This window comes from Clostridium sp. UBA5988 (assembly GCF_002435615.1).
Classification (GTDB): Bacteria; Bacillota; Clostridia; order Clostridiales; family Clostridiaceae; genus Clostridium_J; species Clostridium_J sulfidigenes.
This window is the reverse complement of record NZ_DJBA01000019.1, coordinates 1-15,545: the sequence shown is the minus strand read 5'-3', so window position 1 is coordinate 15,545 and position 15,545 is coordinate 1. Positions and strand designations below refer to the sequence as shown.

General features: G+C 29.1%; 14 protein-coding genes and 1 pseudogene. 11 read left to right on the top strand and 4 right to left on the bottom strand.

Going from position 1 to position 15,545, the window contains the following annotated elements; all coding sequences use genetic code 11:
* Window positions 1-26 precede the first annotated feature (26 nt).
* Window positions 27-1,154 carry an LCP family protein gene (locus B3J31_RS03705; protein WP_346873610.1) on the bottom strand — a complete coding sequence of 376 codons (1,128 nt, stop codon included), beginning with the start codon at window positions 1,152-1,154 and terminating at the stop codon, window positions 27-29.
* A 231-nt stretch (window positions 1,155-1,385) separates the two neighbouring features.
* Between B3J31_RS03705 and B3J31_RS03700 the strand changes: the two genes are divergently transcribed.
* A complete protein-coding gene (locus B3J31_RS03700; RefSeq protein WP_346873609.1) occupies window positions 1,386-1,661 on the top strand; it encodes a sugar phosphate nucleotidyltransferase in 276 nt (91 codons plus the stop codon).
* Between the two features lie 221 nt (window positions 1,662-1,882).
* Here the strand turns inward: B3J31_RS03700 and B3J31_RS03695 are convergent, their stop codons facing one another.
* Window positions 1,883-3,895: a methyl-accepting chemotaxis protein gene (locus B3J31_RS03695; RefSeq protein WP_346873608.1), complete on the bottom strand. Its 2,013-nt coding sequence runs from the start codon at window positions 3,893-3,895 to the stop codon at window positions 1,883-1,885.
* A gap of 442 nt (window positions 3,896-4,337) precedes the next feature.
* On the opposite strand from B3J31_RS03695, the gene B3J31_RS03690 reads away from it, so the two are divergent.
* The 4 genes and pseudogenes from B3J31_RS03690 to B3J31_RS03675 all read left to right on the top strand — a co-directional run.
* On the top strand, window positions 4,338-5,036 hold the full coding sequence (locus B3J31_RS03690; RefSeq protein ID WP_346873607.1) for a Fic family protein: 699 nt from the start codon (window positions 4,338-4,340) through the stop codon (window positions 5,034-5,036).
* A 152-nt stretch (window positions 5,037-5,188) separates the two neighbouring features.
* Window positions 5,189-5,356 (top strand): hypothetical protein, encoded by a 168-nt coding sequence (locus B3J31_RS03685; RefSeq protein ID WP_346873606.1) that lies wholly within the window; start codon window positions 5,189-5,191, stop codon window positions 5,354-5,356.
* Between the two features lie 13 nt (window positions 5,357-5,369).
* Window positions 5,370-6,920, top strand: coding sequence for a recombinase family protein (locus tag B3J31_RS03680; protein ID WP_346873605.1), 1,551 nt, complete (start codon window positions 5,370-5,372; stop codon window positions 6,918-6,920).
* Between the two features lie 27 nt (window positions 6,921-6,947).
* Window positions 6,948-7,769, top strand: a pseudogene (locus B3J31_RS03675) (mannose-1-phosphate guanylyltransferase); the annotation flags it as partial.
* Between the two features lie 176 nt (window positions 7,770-7,945).
* On the opposite strand, the gene B3J31_RS03670 reads toward B3J31_RS03675, so the two are convergent.
* Entirely contained in the window at window positions 7,946-9,073 is a 1,128-nt protein-coding gene (locus B3J31_RS03670; RefSeq protein WP_346867069.1) for a glycosyltransferase family 1 protein, read from the bottom strand.
* 136 nt (window positions 9,074-9,209) lie between these two features.
* Here B3J31_RS03670 and B3J31_RS03665 point away from each other — a divergent pair, with 136 nt between their 5' ends.
* The 4 genes from B3J31_RS03665 to B3J31_RS03650 are packed head-to-tail and all read left to right on the top strand — an operon-like array spanning window position 9,210 to window position 12,285.
* On the top strand, window positions 9,210-10,223 hold the full coding sequence (locus B3J31_RS03665; RefSeq protein ID WP_150846272.1) for a CotS family spore coat protein: 1,014 nt from the start codon (window positions 9,210-9,212) through the stop codon (window positions 10,221-10,223).
* Window positions 10,224-10,235: 12 nt separating this feature from the next.
* On the top strand, window positions 10,236-10,454 hold the full coding sequence (locus B3J31_RS03660) for a hypothetical protein (protein ID WP_150846273.1): 219 nt from the start codon (window positions 10,236-10,238) through the stop codon (window positions 10,452-10,454).
* A gap of 10 nt (window positions 10,455-10,464) precedes the next feature.
* On the top strand, window positions 10,465-11,229 hold the full coding sequence (locus B3J31_RS03655) for a hypothetical protein (RefSeq protein ID WP_346873604.1): 765 nt from the start codon (window positions 10,465-10,467) through the stop codon (window positions 11,227-11,229).
* Window positions 11,230-11,247: 18 nt separating this feature from the next.
* Window positions 11,248-12,285 carry a CotS family spore coat protein gene (locus B3J31_RS03650; protein ID WP_346867071.1) on the top strand — a complete coding sequence of 346 codons (1,038 nt, stop codon included), beginning with the start codon at window positions 11,248-11,250 and terminating at the stop codon, window positions 12,283-12,285.
* 34 nt (window positions 12,286-12,319) lie between these two features.
* Here B3J31_RS03650 and B3J31_RS03645 read toward each other — a convergent pair whose 3' ends face one another.
* Window positions 12,320-13,459, bottom strand: a complete 1,140-nt coding sequence (locus B3J31_RS03645; RefSeq protein ID WP_346867072.1) for a glycosyltransferase family 1 protein — start codon at window positions 13,457-13,459, stop codon at window positions 12,320-12,322.
* 118 nt (window positions 13,460-13,577) lie between these two features.
* Here B3J31_RS03645 and B3J31_RS03640 point away from each other — a divergent pair, with 118 nt between their 5' ends.
* Window positions 13,578-14,579 (top strand): CotS family spore coat protein, encoded by a 1,002-nt coding sequence (locus B3J31_RS03640; RefSeq protein WP_346873603.1) that lies wholly within the window; start codon window positions 13,578-13,580, stop codon window positions 14,577-14,579.
* 152 nt (window positions 14,580-14,731) lie between these two features.
* Window positions 14,732-15,545 (top strand): sporulation peptidase YabG (yabG, locus tag B3J31_RS03635; RefSeq protein WP_346873602.1); only part of this gene is annotated, 814 nt, incomplete at its 3' end.

Below are 15,545 nucleotides of genomic sequence, written 5' to 3'. Positions count from 1 at the left end.
CATAAATATTACAATATATTTATAAGTTAGTTGTTATCAGATTCACCTTCAGAAGAATCACTATCATCAGAAACTTCACTTTCCCATAATTTCTTGTCTTTAAATATGTAGTCATGAATCTCTTCTCTTGCTATATTTTCATCAAAAGTAAAATAAAAAATTCCATTGATTAGAGAATCTTCACTATACTCATTTCTAGGAAATCTGGCTTGCTCTAATTGGGTGTTATTCATAGATAGAACTTGAGTACCGAGAGAGAGTATTTCAGAGTTAGATAAGCTAGTTTCTACAAATGGAAGAAGTTTATTCATTGTAATAGCTAATTTACCAACCCCAGAATTTGAAATATTATTAAATATCTCATTCATTACTTTTCTTTGTCTTTCTGTTCTATCAAAGTCACCGCCTAAGGTTCCACGAATTCTCGTATATCCAAGAGCTTCATATCCTGTCATATGAACCTTGCCATTTTCTTCAAAGTGTACATGTTTTGGAGTTTTACCTGCAGCAGTGTATACAACATCTAGATAGTTGTTTACATGTTCTAATTCAGTCTCAGACATTTCCATATCAATTCCACCCATAGCATCAATAATACTTTCGAGTTTTGAAAAATCAACAGAAACATAATCAGTAATATTAACATCAAAATTCTTGTTTATAGTTCTTATAGACAGTTCTGGTCCCCCGTAAGCGTAGGCATGATTAAGCTTATCATATCCATAGTCAGGAATATTAACATAGGAATCTCTCATTAAAGAGGTGATCTTAATTTTATTATTAATTGGATCAAGGGTTCCAATCATTATGGCATCAGAACGTTGTATATTATCAACTTTCTCATCTAATCCAAAGAAAGCAATGTTTACAACATCACTATATTCTTTTGTATAAGTATCATTAGTTTTAAATTTATCACTAATTTCTAAATTGTCATCATTGATTGTAGTACGTTTCATTCTACCTAGAGTAGAATTTATACTTACTAAGAATATTATAATGAATATAATTAATGAGATTATTGTAATGGATATAATTCTTCGTCGTTTACGTTGCTTTGCTCTTTTTTTCTTTAAGCTCTTTTTTGTAGCATCTATAGATGCTGTTTTATTGACAGTGGTTCTTCTATTAATAGAAGTCTTATCATCACCCAATGTAAAACCACCCTTTCTAAGTATTTTTTATACTAGATGTCAATTATATATTAACAACTACGGTATATATATAGATTACAAAAGTATTACAAAATTAAATTTATTCCATAAACTATTCTATAATTATACGATAAAATTTCTTATAATGGTATATTAAAAGAAGTTTTTATTCTTCACAAATTTCTTTTAAAGTTCATATTATGAAAATAAGCAATATAAAAGGTGATACTTGTGTTATACGCGTTAATTTTGGCAGGGGGCAAAGGTACAAGGTTGTACCCACTGTCTCGCTCTAATAATCCTAAGCAGTTTTTAAAAGTTTTCAATGAAGATAGCTTTTTGACTAATACAGTAAAAAGGATAGAACCTTTAATAAATAAAGAAAATATATTTGTAGTTACTAATAAAGAATATATTGAAAAAATTCATGGAGAATTATCTGAGTTAAATAAGGAAAATATATTTATAGAGCCTAGCAATAAGGAGACCGCTTTGTTGAGGATATAGGTCATTTTACCTGGTCCTTAGAATTTAAGGAAAATGATTTGATATATTTATTTTTCTATTATACACAAAAATATCCTATAGAGTAGACTTTTAAACTGTCTGCCCTATAGGACGTATTTTAAGGTTTATATAATTTTTTATTTATTAATTTATTTACATAGTTAATAAATGGTTTTTATTAGCAAATTATTAGACATTATATATTTAACAATTATGTCACCTTATATCTTAAATTTTTCGATTAATGAATTTAGATCCTCAGCAATAGAGGATAAACTTTCACCTGAATTTGCAATTTCTTCAATGGTTGCCGCCTGTTCTTCCATTGATGCCGAAGCTTCCTGGGTTCCAGCTGCATTTTCTTCGGATATAGCTGATAGATTATGAACAAGTTCTATGATATTATTTTTATTTTTTGCCATTAGGTCTGATGATTGGTTTAATTGTTCAATAATATTCATTATAAGCTCTGTAGCCTCAGCTATTCCTTTGAATTTTGATTCGGTCTCTTTTACACTATTACTTTGTTCATTGACAATTTCCTTTACTTCATCCATGGTATTTACTGCTAGTTGTGATTTGAATTTTAATTCATCGATTACAGCTTTTATATCATTAGTAAAGTGATTTGAATTTTCAGCAAGCTTTCTTATTTCTTCAGCAACCACGGAAAATCCTCTACCGGCTTCTCCAGCTCTTGCTGCTTCTATGGCTGCATTAAGTGCAAGTAAGTTGGTTTGCTCTGATATGCTTTGAATCATAGTACTAGCATTTTCAATTTTTTCTGCACTTTTATTATTTTTTAAAATAATCTCAAATATATTTGTTGTGGCTTCATTTGATTTTTCAGTATTGTTTACAAGGTTTTTTAATATTTCAATACCATCTTCTTTTTCGGTATTAATTTTTACTGCTGCTTCATTTAAATCCTTTATATGTTGAGCATCTTCATCTAAGAGTTTTCCTAATTCTTCAATATTGTAGGCAGTATTTTCTGTATCTTTAGCTTGATCATTTGCCCCTCTTGCAATTTCTTCAATAGTTTTAGCAACCTCTTCTGATGCTGTAGCAGCTTGCTCTGAGGTAGCTGTAAGTTCTTCTGAAGAAGCGGCTACTTGTTCAGCTGATTCAGAGGTTTTAGCTACGAAGTCAGCTACGTTATCTCTCATAGTTCTCAAAGCTCTGGTTATTTTACCTATTTCATCTTTCCGATTTAAATTTTTAGCAGCTTCTACCTTTTCATTTACAGTGAAATTAAGAGTAGCCAATTGATTAATTCTTTTAGTAACAGCAGAAATTGGTTTTGCAATGGAGGTACTGACAAAGTATGTAATAATTCCACCAACTATGATTGCACCAAGAATTAAGGCAATTAAAATATTTATTATAGCAGTTATTTCAGCTAAGATTTCATCTTCATGAACACACACCACCATAATCCAAGGGCTATCCGGTACTGGGGCAAATCCTACGATTCTATTTGCACCATCAAAAAAATAATCTCCGCTACCAGGTTCTCTAAGTAACATTTGTTTTTCTACTAATTGAGCTACTGCTTGTATATCTGAATCTTTCTTAGCAGCTTCTATGAAATTATACTGGTTTAAAACAAAATCTGTATCGGGATGTCCTACTACTGTACCCAGGTTATTGATAACATATCCATAACCTGTCTTACCATAAGTTAATTCTTTTGATATATCACTTAATGTTGTGCCATCTCTTCTACCGTAAAAAACTCCTGATTGCTTTCCGTTTAAGTAAATTGGAGTTGCATAAATTACAACGGGTTTTCCAGTGACTTGACTTATGATAACATCTGATGCATTAGGCTCGCCTTTTAAAGCTCGTTTAAAGTAATCTCTATCGCTGATATCTATAGCTGCTCCAGAATCATCTAATACTTGACCTTTTCCATTCATATCTGCAAAAGCAAAAGTATCATAACCTGTTCTCTTTGCTTCTTTTTCTAAAAAAGATATTTTTTCCTTTATAGGGATTTTTGTATCTTGAATAATGCTATTTTGGGCAAGTCCTTCTATGTACATAAGCTCTGCATCTCTTTTTAAACTAATATATTTGGCTTTTTCCTCAGCAATTACTTGTAAATCTTTATGGGCATCTCTAATTAAGTTGTTGTTTATAATTCTAACTGTTATGAAACCAAGTGCTCCTGTTATAATGAGTATTACAAGTGTAAAAGTTGCTACTAACCTTGTTTTTATAGTTTTCATTTAAAACACTCCTTTATATATCTTTATTTCTCCTTTTTTATTGAAATTATCACTTCCTTTTTAAAATAATTAGAAATATTTATAATCATAATTATATCACAATACTATATTATTTCTTATGATGAGATTTATCAAGACCTTTATATAGGTGAATAAATTTGATGCTTTTATTTGATTTTTCTATACTTTATGGTGGCAAGTTTAAATTACTAGTTCTTTTTAAACTATTATTGACAAACAGAATATGTTAATGATAAGTATGGTTTTTATTTAATATTGTATGGAGTATAATATATAAAAACGTATTATTATGAGTAATTTGAACATTGATGAAATATGGTTAATATGATAGTATCAAAGATAGAAAATTATTAGAGTTTTGCAGTACTTTAGAGCATGACAAAATAAAAATATTTATTTTAAATGAATAGGAGTTATATAAATGTATGATAGGTTTTTACAAATATTAAAGGAAACAAAGGGTATTCATAATTCATTAAATGAAATATTAAAATATGATTTTATTTACCATTCCAATAAAATAGAGGGAAGTACATTCACAACAGAAGCTTTACAAATGCTTATGGAAAAAAATATAGTTACAGGAACACATACTTTAGATGATGTACAAGAAACTGTTAATTCATTTTATACATTTGATTTAGTTATTGATAGTTTAGATAAGCCCTTAACTTTAGAAATGATAAAAGAGTGGCATGGTAGTTTGATGTATAGAACTAGACTATATGATTTAGGTTTAGCGGGGGTTTTTAAGAAGTATTCTAATAAAATATTAGGAGCTAACTTTGATACAGCAAGTCCTTGGGAAGTTGAAGATAAATTGAGTATTTTAATAAATATATTTAATAATCTAAAAGAAGTAACATTAGAAGACATAGCAAAATTTCATTTAGAATTTGAAAGGATACATCCATTTCAAGATGGTAATGGAAGAATAGGTCGCTTTATATTTTTAAAACAATTACTTGATAATAGATTATCACTTAAATATATGAATGGTGAAACTTCAATTGAATATAAAAAAGCTTTAGAGGAATCTACAAATAACAATGTAAAACCTCTTATTGATTATTTAAATAAACAGAAGGATTTTATTGAAGAGAATAGAAATATGTTTTAATTAAACTATTGAATGGGATAAATTGAATCCTACCATAAATAAAGAAATTATAAAACCTATATATGATGTTATTATAATGTATTGATACTACATTACATTATAATCCTTCCTCCAGCATATTAATATATAAAGCAATATGCTGGAGGATTTTTGTGTCTAAAGTAAATATAGAATTTTATTATGGGGAAAAGAATTTTGAAGAACTTATGGAGAAAATCATATTAGAAAAGATTGTATGTTATAGCTTTACAGAAAAAAATAAAATATGCTATAGTAAAGACAATCACACAACTGCCATTTACTCTAAAAAGAAAGAGTAAGGGAGTGAATGGTATGAGAAAAATATGGAATGTAGCTATATATGCTAGGGTTTCCACAGATAAAAAAGAACAACAAGAGTCTATACCAGCCCAAGTTTCCAGTCTTAAAAAATGGCTTTTAGAAAAAAGTAAAAATGATGAGAAATCTGTTTACAATCTTATTGAAGTTTATGAAGATGCAGGTTTTTCAGGGTCTAATTTTGAACGGGACAGCTTTATAAGAATGAAGGAAGATATAGAACATAAAAAGATAAATATGGTTTTAACAAGAGATTTATCAAGGTTCTCAAGAAACTATATTACTGCTGGTTATTACCTAGAGGATTATTTTAAGGTAAATGGAATACGTTTTATATCCGTACTTGATAATGTAGATACCCTTGAGGAAGTTAATGATATAGTTCCATTTAAAAATATTTTAAATGAGATGTATATAAAAGACTGTTCAAGGCGTTCAAGAGATGGATTAAAACAGAGAATGCTTAGAGGTTCTTCTATTGCCAGTAAACCACCTTATGGTTATACATTTCAAAAGAGTTATATTGAAAATATTAAAACTATATGTCTTATACCAGCTGGAGATGAAACCACTGAAATAGTAAAGGAAATTTATAGTTTATATTTGCAAGGGTGGGGCGCAGGCAGAATTGCATCTTATTTAAATAATAAGGGTATTAAGCCACCCTCAGCAAGATTAGAAAATTTTGCTTTTTCTAAATTTGGACTTTGGAACAGCAATACAATATTATCTATATTAAAAAATCCAAAATATGCAGGATATATGACTCAAGGTAGATATAAAAAAGTAAGCTACAAGGTAAATAAAGTAGTTAAGACACCGAAAGAGCAATGGATAATAGGTGAAGAATTCATAGGGATAATATCAAAAGAAATTTTTAAAAAAACTCAAAGTGAGATACAAAAAAGAGCTAAGGGATATAGATATAAGGATGATAGAGTGCATATTTTTTCAGGAATATTAAGGTGTCATGAGTGTGGTGGTAGTATGTCCTATAGAAAAAAATATAAAGGATATAAATGCACAAATAGTCAGCAAGGAGCAAAAAGATGTACTGCACATTCAATAAAAGAAGATTATCTTAAAGAAACTATTATTTCAGATTTGAAAAATTATGTATCTAAAATTAATAAGGCTGAAATTTATAAAAAAGCAAAGTCAAAGGTAACAAAAAAGAAAAACAAAAATTCAGAATTAGATACTATTCAAAGAGAACTGCAAAAATTAGATAAGCAATTTGAAAAGCTATATTTAGATAAGCTTGAAGAGATAATAAATGAAAGAAATTTTAAGAAAATTTTAGAAAATGTTCAAGCAAGGCAAGAAAAGCTAGTTAAAAGAAAAGAAGAATTAAGCAAGGTAGGAGACGATGAAAAATCTTTAGATGATGAATATAAATGTTATAAAGATAAAATAGAAAGAATTATAAATTTTGAGGAATTTGATAGAGCTATTGTGGAAAGCTTAATAGATAGGATTGTAGTTACTGAAGATAAAGACACTAGATATAAAAAAGTACAGGTTTATTATAAGTTTTATAAATAATTTTAAGCTAAAAAGACCCATGTCCTGAATAAGGAGACCGCTACTTGCATAGGTCTTGCAGCAGCCAAGCTGTTAAAGAGAGATAAGGATGCTGTTATGGTAGTTCTACCATCTGACCATTATATAGAAGGAGAAAAGGAATTTTTAGATACCTTGAGGAATGCAGTAGAGCTTGCAGAAAAAAGAAGAGGGCTTATAACTATAGGCATTGAGCCTAGTAGGCCAGAAACAGGTTATGGATATATTGAAATGGGAGATCCAGTGGTAAGCTCTATGAAAACTTATAAGGTAGCTAGATTTACAGAAAAGCCCAATATAGATGTGGCTAAGGATTTTATTTTAAAAGGTACCTATCTATGGAACTCTGGAATGTTTGTATGGAGAGCTGATGTATTTCTAAGAGAAATGCAAAAGTATTTACCAAGGATGTATAGTTCTATAAGTGAAATTTATAAATATGTTGGAGAAGAAGAGGAAGAAGAAGTTATAGACAGAGAATACAAGATAATTGATGGTATCTCAGTTGATTTTGGAATAATGCAGAAAACTAGAAAAGGATATGTAATAAAAAGCGAATTTCAGTGGGATGATATTGGAAGCTTTGCATCCTTAACTAGATTTTTAGATGAACACAATGGTAATAGGATAGTTGGTTCTGCATACTTAAATTCCAGTGAGAACTGTGCAGTATTTGGACAGAAAAATCTAATTATAGGTTTTGGAATTAAAGACTTAGTTATTGTAGATGCAGGGGATGTTATTTTAGTAATGGATAAAAATAAGGATCAAGAGTTAAAGCATCTGATTAATGAAATGAAGGAAGAAAAGGAGTTAGAAGAGTTCTTGTAATATGAATTTAAGCTTAGTTTTAGAGGGGAATAATATCTTACTAAAACTAAGCTTAATAATTAAATTTTTTCAAACATATGAAACCCTACAGTGTATATTGACTGTAGGGTTTTATATGTTTCAATGAGAACAGAAAATATATATTTAAAATAAAGTCATTTAGAAGAGCATCACCTTTATTCCAGAGATCTCTTATAGATTTCATTATAGATATCTAAAGTTTTCTTAGCTGTATTTTCCCAAGAAAATTCCTTAGCTCTCAAAAGTGATATTTTGCTAAATTCATTTCGAAGGGTTTCACTACCAAGCATAAGTTCCATGGCATCTAAAAGAGCTTTATCACTATGTGGATCAATTAGAATACCACTATGTCCAACTACTTCTGGGATAGAGGTTGTATTTGAAGAAATTACTGGGGTACCGCAACTCATTGCTTCAAGTGGTGGTAATCCAAAGCCTTCATATAACGAAGGATATGCAAAGCATTCACAAGCATTGTAATAAATAGGTAAATCTTCATCAGGTGCAAAACCTGTAAATTTTATATATCTTTTCATATTAAGTTTATCAACTAATTTTACTAGTTCCTGAGATTCATCTCTATAGGAGCCTACAATTACTAAATTATATTCTTTATCCATATGGTTTACTAACTTACTAAAGGTACTTATAAGGGAATATACATTTTTTCTTTTACTAAAACCTCCAACATAAAGAATGAAAGGTTTATCTATATCATATTTTTCTTTTATTATATTTTTGCACAGCTCTTTGTCTAAGGGCATGTATTTTTTATCCGCAGCTAAGGGAGTAACAAATACTTTACTCTCATCTATTGGGAAAAATCTTAATATATCTTGTTTTGAGTATTCTGATACTGTAATAATTCCGTTACTAGCTTCTGCGATATAAGGCATCTCTTTTAAAAATTTTAGTAAATATCCTCTGCCTACAGTTTCAGGCATTATATAGGGAATTAAATCATGAATTGTAACTACTTTTTTGCAATGAACTTCAGGAGTCAACCCTATACCATTTTGTGGGATATGATATAAATCTATATTTTCTCTTTTTAAGTCTTCAGGGAAAAAATTATCCTGAAAGAATCTTTGATATTTTTTTGAGCACATAACTAGATTAGTATTTTCCTTTTGATAACTTTCATAGTTTTCACCAGACCAATAAATTTGATAAAAATTATTTCTATCTATGTTAAGTAAGTTTTTCAAAAGGTTTTCTGTATATGTTCCTATACCACTTCCGTTATACCAGTTTATGCCTCTACCATCTATGGCTAACTTCATAAATTTCACTCCTTTTAAAACCATATATTACATATTAATCAGGGAATAAATAAGTGTTACAAATACTTGAAAACTAAACACACATTTATTGGAGTTATCATATATTACCTATAGAAGGTTTATGGAGGAGGTTTTTTTGAAAGATTTAGAGATATCAGAAATATTGAAAAAAGAATATAACATTCGAGTAACTTCTATAGAAAAAATAAAAAGCGTTTATAGAGTAGAGGCAGGTAAACAGATATATTGTCTAAAGGTAGTAAAATATGAACTTCCACATTTTTTATTCATATTAGGAGCTATGAAGCATCTAGATAGCAACGGATTTCAGTATGTACCAAACATAATAAGAACAACAAAAGGGATGGATTATATAAAATTCCATGAGAACTTTGCATATGTAACGCCATGGCTTAATGGTAGGGAGAGTTCTTATGAAAATCCCATTGAACTTTCTATAGCTGCTAAAAAATTAGGACAGCTTCATAAATGTAGTGAAGGATTTATAGTAAGTAGAGATATGAAACCTAGAGTTGGTTGGTTTAAGTGGATAGAAGTGTATAGGACAAGAAAGGGTGAAATATTAAGCTTCAAAGATACTATAGATAGAAGAGACAAAAAAACTGATGTGGACTTGTACTATTTGAGTATGATGAAAGAGGAGCTTCAGAGATGTGACTGCGCAATTAATAATCTTTGTGATACAAATTATGAAAATAAGATCCTTGAAGAAATAAGGCTAGGAGGATTTTGTCATCACGATTATGCCAACCATAATGTATTAATAGGCAAGGATAATAAGGTTAATATCATTGATTTTGACTATTGCATTTTAGATACACATTTACATGACTTATCTAGCCTTTTAATTAGAGCTATGAAGTATGGAAGATGGAATGAAGAAAGAGTAAAAATTATATTAAAAGCTTATAAATCAACCCATAGATTAGAGCAAGATGATATTAAAATCATGGCTGCATTTATGGAATTTCCTCAAGATTATTGGCAACGAGGAATTCAATATTATTGGGAGAAAAAAATGTGGGGAGAGGATTTCTTTTTAAGAAAATTAAAAGCCTATGCCGATGACAGAGAAGAAAGACAGGAATTTATAAATATCTTTAGGGAATTTAAGCTAGATAATCTTTAAGGAGGGGATTATGTGAGTAAGAATGAAAACAAAAATTATGGTGAATTTATTGAAGAGCTGGAAGAACTAAAAACTATAGAGGATTATGATAAAAGATTAGAGGACATGGAAGCTTACGTTAAAGAATTAAAGAAAATAAAAAAAAGAAAAAAGAAGATGATGGAGCTTGAAATGGAGAAAGAAGAAATACTGAAGAAGATAAATAAAGTAGAAAAAAATAAACGTAAGTAGAGGTGTTAAAATGAATAGATTTTTTTATGATAGCTTTCAGCAATATTTATGTACTAAGGGTGTTAAAAAAGTAAATTTTATGCTGAAAAGCAATGAGACCTTAAGTAGACGCATATTAGAGGAAAAAGTAATAAACCAAATTCATATTATAAATGAAGTCCATAAGTTATCTTGTGGCTTTAATGGATATTTAAGAAAAAGAATAAATAATCACACTTGTAAGCTTATTGAAGATGATAAAATTCAGCTTAAAAAATTTAGACGTAGCTTAGAAAAAATTAAAGATAATGGACCAATAGATAGAGTAGAAGAGATAGTTTTAGAAAGAGGAGACAGAGTTTTAGCTAGAGGTGAAAAGGTTATTGATACCATAATGAATAATGGCTATATGGAGTTAGTTGCAAGAAGTATGGATAATGTAGAGATATGTTTGACTAATGTAGATTTTGATAATCTAGGGAAAAGTGAAATCATAGAAATTGTAAATTTCGATGACATAGCATATAACATGGTAGAGATGGATTGCTATTATTTTTTAGTAAAGCTTAAGAGAAAGGGATTTAAGGTGGATTTTAATAAGTGTATAGATGAATTTTGTCAGTTAGAAGGATTGGGTGATAGTAGTAAAGTCTTCATTAGAGCACTGTTATCTTATCCCTATGAATTTATTAAGATATATGAGAAGTATAAGAAGAATAAAAAAAATTGGAATGAAGAGGAGTATATAAGAAGGTTATTAAATGGTATTAAAGAGGATGAAATGTCTTTAATATAAGGAGGTGACTGAAATATTATGGAAAATAGATTTTCTTATAAGGAATGGCTTAGTAAATACAACTTAGATATAAAACTTTTTAATAGTTATGATTTTTTAGTAACGGATGTAATTCCATTAAGAAAGGTATTTATTCTGTTAACAGATAAGGGAAATAAAATATTAAAAAAAATAGATTATACCAAGGAAGATTTATATTTTATAGTATATGGTATAGATTATCTAACAAACAATGGATTTGATAGAATCATAAATTTTTATCGAAATAATATGGGACATATCACCACAGTGTGGAAGGACAGTACCTATGTAGTTATGGATTTGATAGAAGGCAGAGAGTGTGAATACAATAATCCTTTAGATATTAATATAGCAGTTAGGAGTCTAGCAGAGATGCATGAAGCATCGAGAGACATAGGATTTTCTAAGGATTGTAGCAGATTTAAGGGTTTTAAACTTATAAATAGTTATAAGGAAAAGCTTCAGGATTTAGAAAATATGAAGACTATGGCTCTAAGTTATAAGAATAAAAATGAGTTTCATGAAATATTTCTTACTCACGTAGATTATTTCCTTGAAAGAATGAAAAAGAGTATAGAAATATTAGAAAAGTCACCTTACATGGAGCTATGTAAGGAAAAAAATAATTTTATTCTTTGTCATCATGATTTAGCTTATCATAATATCTTAATAAAGGATAATAAAGGATATTTTATAGATTTTGATTATTCCATAATAGATTTAAGAGTTCATGATATATGTAACTTTATAAATAAGACCACAAAGAATAGTTGCTATGACTTCAATGTGTTGAAACAAATTATAAAAGAATATAATTCTATAGCACCTATATCAAAGGAAGAGTACGAAGTGCTTTATGGAATGTTATTATTCCCAGAAGGATTTTACTCTATATCTAGAGATTATTTTTATAGAAAAAAACTTTGGAAATTTAATAGTTACCTGTATAAAATACAAAAAAAAGTGCAAGATATAGAGGAAAGACAAGATATGGTAGAAACATTCAAAAATATTTACAAGTTGGCTACACCCTAGCCCCCCCTAGGATGTAGTATAAAAGGAAGATACTCTATGTATCTTCCTTTTTATCTGATGAGACTATTTTTTTATAGCTATCTAGAGTTTGTATTGCAGTGCTCTCCCAAGATAGAGAGTTTACTTTCATAAAACCCTTATTAATTAAATCATTTCTCAATACATTATCTAGTAGTGCCTTTAAGATACTTTCTCCCAGTTCCTCTATAGAATAGGGAGAGCATAGTAGTGCACTATCACCTAAGATTTCAGGTATAGAAGTTACATTGGATGCAACTACAGGAATACCGCATGCCATAGCCTCTATAGGAGGAAGTCCAAAGCCTTCATAAAAGGAAGGATAAACTAGAAGGTCTGCATTATTGTAGAGATAAGGCATATGTTCCATTGCTATAAACCCAGGAAATATGACTTTGTCAGTAATTTTTAACTTTTCACAAAGATTCTTATAAATACTATAGGATTTACCCTTAGTTCCTGCTATGACTAACTTCATTTCATTAGGTAATTTATCATGAATTCTACTAAAAGCTTCTATAAGACCAGAAATATTCTTTCGAGGACTGAAACCACCTGTATATAAAATGTAATTTTTAGGTAAAGAATAGTATTTTTTTATTATAGTACTGCATAGAATTTTATCAAGGGGTTTATAGATATCTTCACTAGCTAAATAGGTAACATATATTTTTTCTTTGGGGAAATTAAAATCCTTTGATATATCTTCCTTAGAAAAATTAGAAACAGTAATTATACCATCACATCTATTTACTATATCCTCCATGGAACTGTTGAAAAGACTAAGATATTTATCACCAACTGTGTCTGGCATATGTGCTGGAATTGTATCATGGAGAGTGATAACAAAAGGAAGATTATGATCCAAAGGTAAGCCGATACCATTTTGAGGTACATGATATATGTTTAAATCTTCATTGTTTAAATTTATAGGAAGACTTACACTTTCCCAAAAATTATTAGTATTTATATTAGGAGTAGAGCAAATTTTAAAATTAGAGTTAAAGTTTATGGGCGTAGAATTACAATCACTAAAGAGGGTGTACTTATTTAAGGTATCAATTTTATTAATAGCGTTTATGAGCTGATAGGAATAAGTTCCTATACCTGTACCCCTGTACCATTTGGCAGCTCTAATGTCTATACCAATATTCATATAAATGCTCCTTTACAATAGGTATTATAATCCATACTATTCACTAAAACTCAAATATGTTATGGCTATTCTAAATTATCATGGTGATACATATAAATTATAGAGGGGGTGCGAAATTATGATGAGAGAGTTTGAAATTGAACGTCAATTTGATATTAAAATTGAAAATATTAAACCTAATAAGGGTGTATATCAATTAAAAACTAATAAAGGTGTCAGGTGCTTAAAGAAAATAAGCTATGGTACTCAAAAATTATTCTTTGTATATGGAGCTAAAGAACATCTATACAATAATGGGTTTAAGAACATAGATAGATATTATCTTAATACAGAGGAAAAACCATATGCTTTAGTAAACGAAGATATTTATACTTTATCTCAATGGATAGAAGGGAGAGAATGTGATTTCCATAGTGATGATGATCTAATATTGGCATCTAGAGCTCTAGCTAATTTTCATTTAGCGTCAAAGGGATATGAACCATCTGAGAATAGCAAATTAAAATCTGACTTAGGAAGATGGCCTCATTTAATGGAAAAAAGGATAAAATCCTTTGATAAGATGAAAGAAATGGTTAGAAAGAAAAGGAATCATAAGACAGACTTTGATTTAAATTATATAAAATCAATGGACTATTATAAAGTTTTAGGTCAAAAGGCCCTAGAGGTTCTAAATCAATCTAATTATTATAATATTTGTAGGATATCCGAGGAAGAAAAAAGCTTTTGCCATCATGACTTTACTTATCACAATATAATAGTAGACGAAAAAAATGAAGTAAGTATAATAGATTTCGATTACTGTAAAAGAGAGGTCAGAGCTTTTGATTTATCTAATTTTATGATTAAAGTTTTAAAGAGGCGAGAATGGGATTTTGAAATAGCAAAGCTTATCATTGATAATTATAATGAAATATCTCCAATAGAGGATGATGAATATATGGTGCTATATGCATTCTTGATGTTCCCTCAAAGATATTGGAGAATATGTAATAGGTATTATTATAATGAAGTAAATTGGGTACAAAACACTTTTAACAAGAAAATGGAAGAGCTTATACAAGAAAGAGAAAAATTTGAGAACTTTATGAGACAATTTAAAGAATTTTATAATATTTAAGGAGATTATCCTTGAGCATATTAAAAAAGTTGTGGAATATGTGATATACCACAACTTTTTATCTATTTATATCTATATAATAAGTCTAATATCTCACAATTATTAAGTAAAGTTCATATGATATAAAGAGGAAATCATGAGGAGAGATATAGGTGAATATAGGTGATAGAGTAGTAAGAAAATCTTATAATAAAGATATAGTCTTTAAAATAATAGATATAGAAACTGATGATAAGGGAGTAAAAAAATATTTATTAAAGGGGTTAAATATAAGAATTGAAGCAGATAGCATAGAAGATGATTTAGAGGTTATTGATAGTGAGGGAGTTGGGGAGAAAGATAAAGTATTTAATAAAAAAGTAAATACTGCTCTAAAGAAAGTTTTGCTATCAAGGTCATATACAAGAGGGAGTTCCGCTGCATTAAGAGTTATAGACACTGAGATAAACAGAAAAGAAAAGAAAGGTACATCTTTTAAAAATAGTGAATTATTCTTTGGAAGACCAGGTAAAATTCTTCATATTGATGGTGATCCTCAATACCTAGATATTTGTTTAAAAACATATAAGCAATTATCCATTGAGGCTGTAGGTAAAGTCATAGCAGAAAAGGATCAGCCCTCCCAGATACTAGATTTAGTAAAGGAAATAAACCCAGATATAGTTGTAATTACGGGCCATGATGGAATGAGCAAGAATATATTAGATTATATGGATCTTGGAAACTATAGGAACTCAAAATACTTTGTAGAATGTGTTTCTTTATTAAGAAGTTATAATTCTAATTATGATGATTTGGTTATTTTTGCAGGTGCCTGTCAATCAAACTACGAAGCATTGCTTGATGCAGGTGCTAATTTTGCATCTTCCCCCAGTAGGGTCCTCATCCATTGTTTAGATCCAGTATTAATTTGTGAGAAGGTAGCTTACACTAATATCGATGATATAGTAAACATTGAAGATGTAA